Source organism: Pseudoalteromonas sp. MMG022 (assembly GCF_021654245.1).
Lineage (GTDB): Bacteria > Pseudomonadota > Gammaproteobacteria > Enterobacterales > Alteromonadaceae > Pseudoalteromonas > Pseudoalteromonas amylolytica.
Map to the genome: position 1 here is coordinate 1 of NZ_JAKFZQ010000007.1, position 12,260 is coordinate 12,260.

General features: G+C 43.0%; 11 protein-coding genes. 3 read left to right on the forward strand and 8 right to left on the reverse strand.

Features of this window, described 5'->3' with window-relative positions; genetic code table 11:
• Positions 1–113: 113 nt before the first annotated feature.
• From L1070_RS08060 to L1070_RS08070, 3 genes are all read right to left on the reverse strand, one after another.
• A complete protein-coding gene (locus L1070_RS08060; protein ID WP_237125171.1) occupies positions 114–1,994 on the reverse strand; it encodes a methyl-accepting chemotaxis protein in 1,881 nt (626 codons plus the stop codon).
• Positions 1,995–2,110: 116 nt separating this feature from the next.
• On the reverse strand, positions 2,111–3,163 hold the full coding sequence (locus L1070_RS08065; protein WP_237125173.1) for an MJ1255/VC2487 family glycosyltransferase: 1,053 nt from the start codon (positions 3,161–3,163) through the stop codon (positions 2,111–2,113).
• Complete coding sequence (locus L1070_RS08070; protein ID WP_237125175.1) at positions 3,160–3,681, reverse strand: phosphatase PAP2 family protein; 522 nt, start codon at positions 3,679–3,681, stop codon at positions 3,160–3,162. Before L1070_RS08070 ends, L1070_RS08065 begins: the two co-directional genes overlap by 4 nt.
• Positions 3,682–3,846: 165 nt before the next feature.
• Here L1070_RS08070 and rraA point away from each other — a divergent pair, with 165 nt between their 5' ends.
• Positions 3,847–4,347 (forward strand): ribonuclease E activity regulator RraA, encoded by a 501-nt coding sequence (gene rraA, locus L1070_RS08075; RefSeq protein ID WP_070986154.1) that lies wholly within the window; start codon positions 3,847–3,849, stop codon positions 4,345–4,347.
• 6 nt (positions 4,348–4,353) lie between these two features.
• Positions 4,354–5,403: a formimidoylglutamase gene (locus L1070_RS08080; RefSeq protein ID WP_070986155.1), complete on the forward strand. Its 1,050-nt coding sequence runs from the start codon at positions 4,354–4,356 to the stop codon at positions 5,401–5,403.
• Here the strand turns inward: L1070_RS08080 and L1070_RS08085 are convergent.
• Together L1070_RS08085 and hutI are read right to left on the reverse strand one after the other, a co-directional pair.
• Entirely contained in the window at positions 5,400–7,163 is a 1,764-nt protein-coding gene (locus tag L1070_RS08085) for an EAL domain-containing protein (protein WP_237125177.1), read from the reverse strand. The genes L1070_RS08080 and L1070_RS08085 overlap by 4 nt on opposite strands.
• Positions 7,164–7,183: 20 nt before the next feature.
• The gene (gene hutI / locus L1070_RS08090) at positions 7,184–8,413 is read right to left on the reverse strand and encodes an imidazolonepropionase (RefSeq protein WP_237125179.1); all 1,230 of its coding nucleotides are present in this window, start codon (positions 8,411–8,413) and stop codon (positions 7,184–7,186) included.
• A 95-nt stretch (positions 8,414–8,508) separates the two neighbouring features.
• Between hutI and hutC the strand changes: the two genes are divergently transcribed.
• Positions 8,509–9,243, forward strand: coding sequence for a histidine utilization repressor (hutC, locus tag L1070_RS08095; protein ID WP_237125180.1), 735 nt, complete (start codon positions 8,509–8,511; stop codon positions 9,241–9,243).
• A 43-nt stretch (positions 9,244–9,286) separates the two neighbouring features.
• Here the strand turns inward: hutC and L1070_RS08100 are convergent, their stop codons facing one another.
• The 3 genes from L1070_RS08100 to ompR are packed head-to-tail and all read right to left on the reverse strand — an operon-like array spanning position 9,287 to position 12,097.
• The gene (locus tag L1070_RS08100) at positions 9,287–10,045 is read right to left on the reverse strand and encodes an NADP-binding protein (protein WP_237125181.1); all 759 of its coding nucleotides are present in this window, start codon (positions 10,043–10,045) and stop codon (positions 9,287–9,289) included.
• An 18-nt stretch (positions 10,046–10,063) separates the two neighbouring features.
• Complete coding sequence (gene envZ / locus L1070_RS08105; protein ID WP_237125182.1) at positions 10,064–11,368, reverse strand: two-component system sensor histidine kinase EnvZ; 1,305 nt, start codon at positions 11,366–11,368, stop codon at positions 10,064–10,066.
• Positions 11,369–11,377: 9 nt separating this feature from the next.
• Entirely contained in the window at positions 11,378–12,097 is a 720-nt protein-coding gene (ompR, locus tag L1070_RS08110) for a two-component system response regulator OmpR (protein WP_070986160.1), read from the reverse strand.
• Positions 12,098–12,260: the final 163 nt, after the last annotated feature.

Sequence of the window (12,260 nt, forward strand, 5' to 3'; positions counted from 1 at the left end):
TGAACAAAATCCATACTAAAGCCTCAAAAATTGTAGACTTTCTATACTTCCCACTCCTTCTACAAACAAAAATGCCGCTTCATTGCAGCGGCATTTCATTTCTAGAGATAACTTTACACTTTATATTTAGCCACCGCATCTCTTAAGACTTTAGCTTGTTCAGACACTTCTTCACTGCTTTGCGCATTTGCATTGGCATGTTGAGATGCCACTTGTGCGATATCCCTGATACGAACCACGTTTTGATTCACTTCACTTGCAACCTGATTCTGCTCATCAATTGCCGTGGCTATATGTGTACTCATATCCATGATGGTTTGTACATCTTCTGTGATCATACTAAGCAACTCACCCGCCTTCTCTGCTTGCGCAACACTTTCAGCACCCTGATCACGGCATTGCTGCATAATATTGACCACTTCTCTGGTTCTTTGTTGAAGTGTAGAAATAATACTTTCAATCTCTTGTGTTGAATCTTGTGTGCGCTGTGCAAGTGAGCGAACTTCATCAGCTACAACTGCAAAGCCTCGACCTTGCTCACCGGCACGAGCCGCTTCGATCGCAGCATTCAAGGCCAGTAGATTAGTTTGTTCCGCTATACCTCGAATTACATCGAGAACAGAACCAATTGTTTCACCATCTTTTTCTAACTGTGAAACTACCCCAGATGCACCACTTAATGATTCTGACAGTGCAATGATATGCTTAATTGTAGCATCCACCTCATTGCGCCCCTGCTGAGCATTACCATTGGTTGACTCCGCTTTTTGAGAAGCTGCTTCAGTGTTGTGTGAGATATCCTGAATTGTCGCTTGCATTTGGGTAGCCGCAGTTGCAACCATATCCGCCTCATGAAGCTGCTCGTTCATACCTGCACTCGTCTGAGCCGTTGACTCTGTTAAATGAGAAGTCGCATCATTAATGGTACTTAGAGCACTATTTACTTCGGAAATTAAAATCTTAAAGTCATTGATTAAGCTGTTAAAGTCTCTAGTCATAATGGTGATTTCATCATTCCCACTTTGCTCTATCGTCAGCCCCAAGTTGTTCTCTCTGCGTATTCTTTCTATTGTGAGATAGACCCGCTCAACAGGCTTGATGATTGAGTTACTGGTAGATAAAACAAGTACCATAACGAACAGCGCGGCTATACCAAAGATAATAAAAGCAACATACTGAACATTGCTAGAGCTTTCCTCGATAGCTGACTTGGTCAGTGCAACCACATCAACCACTAACCTATCGCTCGCCTCCACGCTTTTCTTCATTTTGCCCAGCGCACCATCATCAAGATGTAATCCAAGTTTAACCTGCGCATCTACTAATGCCTTAAACTTAGTTTGGTACTCCGATAATAGACGAAGTAAGTCTGCTTCATAATTAGCAGGGAAGCCCGCCGTCTTTATTTGTTTTGAAAAAGTATCAACTAATCCAGAGAACTTAGATAAATACTTTAAATCAAGACGTAGCATGAAATCTTTTTCAGCGCGGCGAAGTTGTAACATAGTGGCAAGCAGTTCGTAGTTCTCTCGCTCTTTTAGCAGCGTTTCAACCTCATGGACTGCACTTCTTAATTCACCATACAAAGCATCTTTTGGGTGCATACCAATTGCTTTTTGCAACTCGATAACTTTTTGAAAATCAACATTGTACTGTTCAGACAAGCGCCTAAATTCACTAAGCTTAGCACTATCGATACCAAAGTCGTCAAAGATTTTCTCCAGCTGAACTATCGTGCCTTTCAAGCTACTATATTCTTGGTCGAACAGCTCCAACGCGGCTTCTTCTTTATAAAACAAGAAGTTCTTTTCATGCTTGCGCATCGTGAGCTCATGTATATTTAGCTCCTTCGAATACTGAATACCATTATTAAGCTGAAGCATTGTTCTCGCTTCGTAAATAATGACGACTAACATCACAATTAATGCAACACCGACAACCAATGCATTAAGTTGCAATCGACGTTTAATAGTTAGATTTTCTAACAAAGCCATACCTTTACCTAGTTATTGCCAATCTAGGGCAAAGTATAGCCGAGATGTTTCTTCACTGCTTCTGTTAAAGTTGCACTAAGTGAAATTTACCGAAAAAAGGGATAATTACATCGTCATTACGCAGCATTCGAGGAGGCATGGCCAACATTTAACCACAACTGATGATGTAATGAATCAACATCATGCCACTGACGATTTATCAACCAGTTGACCAAAGGTGCGGGGTCAGACGGAAAATGCACAACTTCAGCCATAGGTAATTCTAAAAATTCTTCTAGCGCATTAGAACTGAGGTAATGCATTACTTTGGCCCGGCCCATATTCTCCAATGTTAACGCATTGGTGAGTTGTTCAAATTGACCACTTAAGGGTTTGAGCAGAAGTTTCTTGCCAAACTTCATTGCTTCACTAGATAGCTCAAAGCCCGCATTAGCAACGATTCCGCTGGTATTGGCTAAGTCTTTTAAAAACCCACTTCGACTGGGTGCACGCAGGTGCACGTTTGATAATGACTGGTTCTGGGCATCAGGGTGATAACAATAGAATTCCTTGTCGGGAAAGTCTCTAAGCAACTCCATGATTTTTGATAGCTCTTCAAATGGCAAATACACAAGTACCTTATTCGCAATCGACTGACATTGGTTATCTGGCGCTTCATATGGAATAAACGGTGGTATGATATTTTTTGCAAAAGGCTGCCAATGGACACCTAAGTGAATATCCGCAGGTGCAAACTGCTTCATTAAATGGCGCGTAAAAAAGCCGCCGCCCGCTAATGGTACCTCAGGGAATAAAAATGATGCTTGATGACTCATAGCGATAACGGGTACTTTCGCCAGTTTCGCAGCCCAGGCTGTGATAGGCTCAAAATCATTAAACACTAAGTCATATTTGGATAAGTTTAACTTCCTGACATCCTTGATGAATTTACCTAACTTCAATCTTTTGAGCGTCTCAAACTTATCTACTTGCCCATTTTGTGATGCAAAGCTCAAACCATCTCGGCTTTGATAATTACCAAACACATCCATATCGAAATATTTATCTCGTGCTCTCCCCGAGAAAAAATAATCTACCTCAACACCAAGCTGAGCAAAGCTCGCAGCCATGATGCGCGCCCGAGTTGTATGACCATTTCCAGTCCCTTGCACTCCATACAATATTTTCATAGCGTTCCTACTATACCAATCGCCAAACTTGCGCATCCAACTCCCATCAATGCACCAACTATCACATCTAACGGGTAATGCACGCCTACAACAACACGAGATAACGACACACCAATAGCCCAGATCACAAGCGGAATTGATAATATAGGTAAATGCTCTGATAGACACGTCGCATACAACCAAGCTCCTGCGCTGTGCCCAGATGGCAAACTAAATTTATCGCTGGGTGTTAACAGTGCTTTTTGGGCAAAACAATCACATGGACGCACTCTGGCAATACGATTTTTTACGTAAAAGTAAATTGGCCGTTCCATTGCAAAAGCCAGTACAGTCGTCAAAGCAAATAGCTGCCCTAGTTGCTCTAAAAACACCGCACATAATAGCGCTAGCAAAACATACAATCCGCCGTTACCACTTTTTGATAAACCGAGTGCAATCAACCGCCACCAATGCTTTGGACTAGGCGTAAAAACCTTGAAATATAACACTGTGTCGAGCTGAGCCAGCTTACTTTTCATAACATTTCACTCACATGCTGTGTATAAATTCAGCATAGAAGAGCTAAATAACAAAACCGTGACAATTTTAAGACACTAATATGTAAGTTACTGTTTACCATTGCTAAGGCGTCATATGCGAGTATACTGGGCCTGACTTAATGTTATTTTCTGAGGATAATAGTTATGGATTACAGCACTTCCGACTTATGTGATCACTTTGCCGATGTGGTTGATGTGCTCGAGCCGATGTTCATTAACTTTGGGGGCCAGCCTGCTTTTTGTGGCCGCATTAAAACCGTTAAGTGTTTTGAAAATAACGAGCTTATCCAAAGTATGTTGGAGCAAGATGGTACAGACTGTATTTTGTTGATTGATGGTGGTGGCTCAACACGACGCGCGCTCATTGATATAGATCTTGCTGAACTAGCAGTAGAAAATAATTGGCAAGGCATCGTTGTATATGGCGCTGTACGTCATGTAGATGAACTAGAAGAATGCGATATCGGCATTCAGGCCATTGCATCGATACCTGTTGCCGCCGACAGCGAAGGCTCAGGTGAACAAGGTATTCCTGTCAACTTTGCTGGTGTATCATTCTTTGAAGATGATTATCTATATGCAGATAGTACTGGCATCATTATCTCCGCTGAAGAGTTGTTATTAGAACCGGAAGAACAAGAATAATCCTATATGGCAAAATGGTTACATGTCTACAGTGAGGCTGATGTCACAAGCCTCACAAGCACTCGTGCAAATGAACAACGTTTTTGGCAAGCACTGACTTTTTTGGATTCAAGTTCACAATTAGAGTCAGCACTTAAAGATGCAGCTGCATTTGGTATCAAGTACGTTTTACTAGGAATCAATGAAGACTTTGGCCCTAAAGCAAACTGCGGAAAAGGTGGTGCAACACTTGGATGGCAGGCTTTCTTACAACGCTTTTTGAACCTCCCATGCAATGACTTTCTGACACCGAACAATGTGCTTTTGTTAGGGGAAATTGATTGTGACGACCTCCAGCAACTGAGCGATCAATTGGACAATGCAAATCCAGAACAATTAACCGCATTAAGAAATTTGTGTGAACAGTTAGACGAGCGCGTGTCGCAAGTTTTAGCGATGGTTTTCGCCGCAGGACTTGAGCCTATCATTATTGGTGGTGGCCACAATAACTGCTATGGCATATTAAAAGCTCTATCACAAACATCAGGTATGCCTTGCAACGCGATTAACTTTGACCCTCACGCTGATTTTCGAGCACTTGAGGGAAGACACAGTGGTAATGGCTTCCATTATGCTTATGACCAATCCTTTTTAGGGGATTATCATGTTGTGGGCCTACACGAACAAAAAAATAATCAAGCGATTGTAACAGCGCTTAAACAAGCTAGATTCAGCTTTACCAGTTACCAAGAGATTCAAGTCAGTAGAGAATACTCACTTACTAAAGCATGCGAAATTGGCCTACAACGTTTTGCGAATAAAGCGCCACTGGGCATTGAAGTTGACGTCGACAGTATTAGCTATATGCCAGTTAGTGCTTTTACCAACTGTGGATTTAGCGTAAGCGATGCGGAGCATTTCGTTTATCTGGGAGCCAAACAGGAGAGCTCACGCTACTTACATTTATGCGAAGCGGCACCTGCAAACCATCCACAAGGCTTACCTCAAGGTATGCTTGAATCTGGCCAGGTTTTAAGTGCCCTTGTATGTAGTTACCTAAGAGGTAAAGTCGATTAATCATTGCGTTGCAGATGCCACTTGTGCAACCAACTCATCATGTTTTTAGTGTTCATAGGTGAGGCTAAGTGATGCCCTTGTATGGCATCGCAATTCAACTTTTGAGCGAGCACTAACTGCTGCTCGCTTTCAACACCTTTACAAATCACTTTTATGCCTCGCAATCGCTGCATCGCTATCAGATCAGATAGCACTTTTTCGATCCCTTGTGGCTTTGGGGGCTGCGTCAAAATAGGTGATAATTTGAGATAATCCACATGCAAATTCGCTAGCGTGCTTAAAGTTATAGGGTGTTCACCAAATCTATCAATACCCACATCGACACCTAGTTGACGCAATTCTTCGATACGGCTTTGGCTTTTATTATCCAAGTGTTCATGCAAATACGATGGATATTCAAGGTGAATTTCACCAGCTTGAAGGTAGTGCTCTAATAATACGTGCTCCATAAAATCTAAAAAGCCATCTTTAAACATTTCAGGCCCGAATATGTTAACTGACAAAGGCACCTGAATATCTTCCATCTTCAATGCCATTGCAATTTCAGCCGCACGCTCTATAACAAAGTGCGCGACGGGAGTGGCCAATCCTGCCAAACGGATATCATCAATAAACTGCTCTGCGCTTAAAAGACCCAATTTCGGGTGCGGCCATCGAAGCAATAATTCTAAATAAGCAATATCTCCGCTTGGATGAGTAAATGCAGGTTGAAAATAGATCTCAAACGCTTCATTTATTACGATATCGGCAAGCTCTCGTAATCTCATTTGCTGGTCTACTTGGGAAATTTGCATATTTTGCTGATAGGCACAAATGGCGTGCCCAGGCATTTTATCTAGTGCTAAATACGCACACGAAATAAGACTATCAAATTGGCCTAGCTCTTCATCACAATGCACATAGCTAGCTCTTGCCGAGATCTCTAGCGTACAATTTCCAACGTAAAAGGGCTGTAGAGTAGATTGTAATATATCGTCGATGAGCTGTTCATGAAGATGCTCATAACGAACAAGACGACAAACAAAGGCAAAGTGAAGCCCACCTAAATGGGCTAACCTAGAGACCGAGTTTCCATGTGGAATAGGAAAGATATCGTTGCTGTGTAATTGCTGTTTAATACGATTTGCAGATTCGGATAACAAAGTATCACCGAATTCTCGTCCTAGTTGCCGATTTATCTGCTCTACCCCTTCCAGAAAGATTACCACTAACATTGCCGCGCCAGGGTCCAGTTTTCTTTGATTTTCGTACGCTTGACGTAGACTGGCTCTGTCAGGTAAACCAAGATCATTGCCTAGTTTTCCCTGTTCATGCTCATCTTCATGAGAGAGCTCAATGTTGTAATCATCGTTTATCGCATACATGAGCCCAAAATATATAGGGAGTAAAGCAGTTGCACTAAGCATTATGGGCCATTGGGAGAGCAAATAACCTGAGAGTAAGACCGCATATATGCATGTACATATTGCAATAAGCCGCGCAGGCCAAGGCGATGAAAAAGATAAAGAGTAAATAAAATATACGGCAAATACGATAGCCAGCAAATACATTGCCAACGGAACATTCAATGAAAGGAGCAACAAGGTGATGGCGCAAAGGGCTGCATGCAACCCTTTTATTAGCGTTTCTCTTGCTGCAATTGTAAGCATAATACCAGCGCAGCAAACAGCTCCTAACAACATAGCCTCAAGTATCGAAATCATACCGACGCTCACATTGCTAAAAGTTGGTGCCAACCAAGTCGAAATGAGTATTAGCACTCGCTTACCATAATAAAAATCTATGAGTAGTTTATAAGTTTACCCGAGATCCATAGATTTGACAGATCGCTAACACCAAATTGATAACTAAGCTGAGCTGGATGCTCAACTTGCCATGCAGCAATATCGGCGCGCATACCAACTTTAAGCACACCGCGATCACTCAAGCCAAGTGCTTTGGCAGCGTTAACTGTGACACCTTGCAACGTCTCAAGCGGCGTCATTTTAAACAAAGTACAAGCCATATTGAGCATCAGCCTAAGTGAGCATAAAGGTGCAGTGCCTGGATTAAAATCGCTGGCGATAGCCATTGGAACTTGATGCTTTCTCAACAAATCTATTGGAGGTTGCTGTGTTTCACGTAGGAAATAAAAAGCTCCCGGTAATACAACAGCTGTCGTACCTGCTTTTGCCATTGCGATAACACCTTGCTCATCTAAGTACTCTATATGATCCGCTGATAGCCCGCCAAACTCTGCTACCAACTCACTACCATGCTGATTTGACAACTGCTCTGCATGGCACTTTATCTTTAACCCTAATTGCTTTGCTTTAGTAAACACCCGTTTAGTTTGCTCGTAGCTAAAGCCTACGTTTTCACAAAACACGTCAACGGCAACTGCGAGCTGCTGCTTTGCAACCTGTGGCAACATTTCTTCACACACTAGTGTGATGTAGTCATCCGCCCGTTCCTTGTACTCTGGCGGTAGAGCATGCGCGCCTAAAAATGTACTCTGTACATCTACGGGATGATTTTCATTGAGCAACTGATTGACTGTTAGCAGTTTGATTTCATTCTCACAATCAAGTCCATATCCAGACTTACTTTCTACTGTAGTCACGCCCTCACGTAACAAACTATTCAGTCGCTCTTTGCCCAGTACAAACAGCGTTTCTACGTCAGCCTCTCGGGTCGCTCGTACCGTACTGGCAATGCCCCCACCTTGTTGTGCAATTTGTTGGTATGACACACCATTTAAACGCTGCTCGAACTCCGTAGCACGGTTACCTGAAAACAGAATATGAGTATGGCAATCAATGAGGCCAGGCGTTACCAGTTGCCCCTTTGCATCATGAAGTGGCGTCGCCAAAGCGTCAAACTCAGGCATATCTTGCATCTGACCAAGCCAAATTATGCTTCCTCCTTTAATCATCACAGCCCCTTGTTCTATTAAGCCATAAGGTGCTGGAATATCTGCATCCATCGTTGCCAACGTGGCGTTGGTGATCACTAAATCTACATCAAGCATACATAGCCTCTTAAAAAATCAAGTTGCTAGGAGTGTAGCAAGCTTACTTGTATATACAATATAAGTGTGCCATCTTTATTTTATAATAATTAAACATGAGTACTAAGGCATTGGATGCGCAACCTAAATTTGCCCAAATAAAGCAGTACATTATTGATAATATCCGTGCGGGAACTTGGCATGAAAATCAGAGGGTTTCCTCTGAAAATGAGCTTGCCGAACAATTTAACGTAAGCCGGATGACGGCAAGACGGGCACTTAGTGAGTTAACCGACACAGGGATTCTAACTCGCTCTCAAGGTCTTGGAACCTTTGTTGCGAGTTTTAAATCGCAGTCTTCGCTCCTTGAAATAAAAAATATTGCAGACGAAGTACGACTTCGCAATGGTCACTATTCATGTACTGTTTTATCACTAGAGTCGATGGCTGCAGTCGCCCCAATTGCGATTGCATTAGGTGTAGAAGTCGACAGTCAGGTATATCGTAGCGTCTTGATACATAACGAGAATGACACACCCTTGCAGGTTGAAGAGCGTTTTGTAAACCCAACTCTAGCAGGAGACTACTTGCAACAAGATTTCGCTGACTTTACACCACACGAATATTTATCTCATGTTGCCCCTTTAACCGAAGCTCGACATACCGTAGAGGCCATTATGCCCAGTAATGAAGTTTGCCAGTGGCTAGGTTTATTTAATGAGGAGCCTTGTTTACAAGTGATCCGTCGAACTTGGAGCGCTGAAGGCATTGTGAGTTTTGCTAGGCTCATTTCACCTGGCAGCAAATATCGCTTAGGTGGCCACTTAACCTTTAAGAAAAAGCAGCCTTAGTATCACAGGAACAAAGCGAACCAAAACCTATCGGATTATTAGCTTATATGGGGTGCTGGTAGTTAAAGCCCAACTGGCAAATTGCCGTGCCATCGATGATCCGCTCAACTTTCTCATCACTAGCAAAAGTTGGCGCAGGAGTACCTAACTGTTCACACTTTTGCTGATAGTACGCCTCACGGCTCGGGTGAGATGGGTAACAAACATTGTAGATATCCTTCGCCTCATGCCAGTTATTAAGCACTGTAAATACAGCATTGAGCACATCTTGCTGTTGAACCATATTTACGCTTCCCTGTGAAGAACTTCGCAACTGTTTTGCTGACACAAAGCGTCCTGGTTCTCTTCCTTGGCCTACTAATCCTGCAAGCCTGAGTACCTTTCCACCGTAACTCAAAACTTGCTGCTCCGCACTAACTAGCACATGCTGTCTTGATGATGCTAGACTTGTCTCACTTTGCTCACTATAACAGCCGCTATCATTGCTATAAACGCCCGTGCTTGAGCATAATAAAAAACCTTGGCAATCAAGTTTTTTACTCAACAACAACGACTGTTCTAGAGTAGCTAAATAATTACTTTTCTCACTGCGAGCCCTCGGTGGAATTGCACATACCCACCATGCATCACGAAGCGTCACATTATGTTGCAATAATGCTCCGTCTAGGTGAAGTATTCGTTCAAATTCATCTTCCTGCCGAGGTTGCGTTCGTGTCCCTTCAACCTGCCATCCTTTAGCCATTGCTTGTACGCATAATGGCCTCCCTAACCAGCCAGCTCCAAGTACTACAAGTTTGTTCATTGTGATGATTTAACCTTATTAATTCTTTGTGGTAGGCAGCGCAACTTCAGCACTTAAACCGCCTTCGGCCCTGTTTCTTAAGCGAACTTTACCACCATGAGTGGTGACGATACGCTTGATGATTGCCAAGCCAAGGCCGCTGCCCTCACTGCCTCTTGCTTGGTCGCCTTGTTTGAACGGCTCAAACACATTTTCAAGCTCCGATTCAGGAATGCCGGGGCCCCTGTCCTTAACTTTTATAGTCACCTCCCTCTGGCGAGCATTGTAATGTGTACTTACATCTACCGCAGATTCGGAATAACGAATAGCATTTTCTATCATGTTAGTAACCACGCGCTTGAGTGCTACAGTATTCATAACAACTGGTGGGATATTCTCAGCTTGGGCAAACCGAATCGTGCGTTTGTGCTTCTTTTCCGCCTGAACAACATCGTCAACCACTGCATTAATGTCTTCAGCGGCCATTTGTCCACTATGATGATGGCGAAGATATTCAATAAACTGGTCAATGATCGCATTCATATCCTCTATATCATCGATAATTCCTTCTTTTAGATAATCTTCTTCATCAGCCATCATTTCGGTGGCCAAGCGAATGCGAGTCAGCGGTGTACGTAAGTCATGGGAGACACCCGCCATAAGGAGCCGACGATCATTTTCTAATTGCGCTATCCCCTTTGACATTTGGTTAAATGCTCTCGTTACTTCTCGGACCTCTGTGGAGCCATCTTCGACTAAACGGGTGGAGAAGTCCCCAACACCCACACGGCCCGCTGCCGTTTGTAATGCCTTGAGAGGCCTATTTAAATGACGAGCGAACCACCAACCACCTAACACACTTAAAAAACCAATACTGGAGAGGTAAAACACCAAGAACTCCAACTTTGTTTCACTCAAACCCGTCAGCGGTACCCTAACCCAATAACCTGGAGCTTGTGGGGCTTCCACCCAATAAACAATTGGATCGCCTTGACTAATTCTCACCCTAGCGGAGCCATTCAATTGCTCAGACATACTCTTGGAAAGCAAACTATACTCTTTCGCTCTATCCAAACCATTAATATAGGCTTGGCGCTGAGTCATCACCTCTATCCCAGTGATTTCGAAGAACTTATTGGATAGTTCATCGTTAGTTTCAACCCCATCCTCCCAATCGATAAACACCGTTTTAACCTGCTTTGCAAGCATCAAATTAACTTGTTCAAAAGTGGGTTTAAACACATAAAGCGTGACGGTAATGTAGGACACTATCTGGTTTAAAAGTAATAGGCCCCCTACAAAGAACACCGTTTGGCCGAAGGCACTTCTAGGAAATAGACTCATAGCCAATAACTATTTTTGACCATCAGGCACAAATACGTACCCTAAGCCCCATACGGTTTGTATGTAACGTGGGTTTGCAGCATCTTCTTCAATCATACGGCGAAGCCTCGACACTTGAACATCGATACTACGTTCAAGCGCGCTATAGTCTCGACCACGGGCCAAATTCATTAATTTGTCTCGGCTAAGAGGTTCTCTAGGATGACTCACCAGCGCTTTTAACACAGCAAATTCACCGCTAGTCAAAGACAGCACTTCATCTGCCTTATGCATCTCACGTGTCGCCAAATTTAGTTTAAAGATGCCAAATGCCACTTCGTTTTCTTCTGCTGAAGGCGCACCTGGTACTTCTTTAGCGCGGCGACGCAATATAGCTTTAATACGCGCAAGTAGTTCTCTTGGGTTGAATGGCTTTGGAATATAGTCATCTGCACCTAGTTCTAACCCGATGATGCGATCTACTTCGTCTCCTTTAGCGGTCAACATAACGATGGGAATGTCATTTTCTTTTTGCCTTAATCGGCGACAAATAGACAACCCATCCTCTCCAGGTAGCATGAGATCAAGGACCATTAAATGAAAATTTTCACGCTCCAATAGCCTATCCATTTGCTCACTATTTGCAGCAGTACGCACGATAAAGCCTTGTTCCACTAGGTAACGCTCTAAAAGGCTGCGTAAACGCATATCGTCATCAACAACCAACACTTTGGTAGTTTCATTTCCCATACTATGTTCTTCTTGTTATTAAACACATTGGCTTAATATAATTGAAAAATGTCTAACTAGACACCATACCATATAAGAACTTTTGTTACCGAACGTTACAAATTGAATAATGAGTGTCATTAGCTAATAGCTTGAGTACAATCCGAACTGTATTTTACGTTCA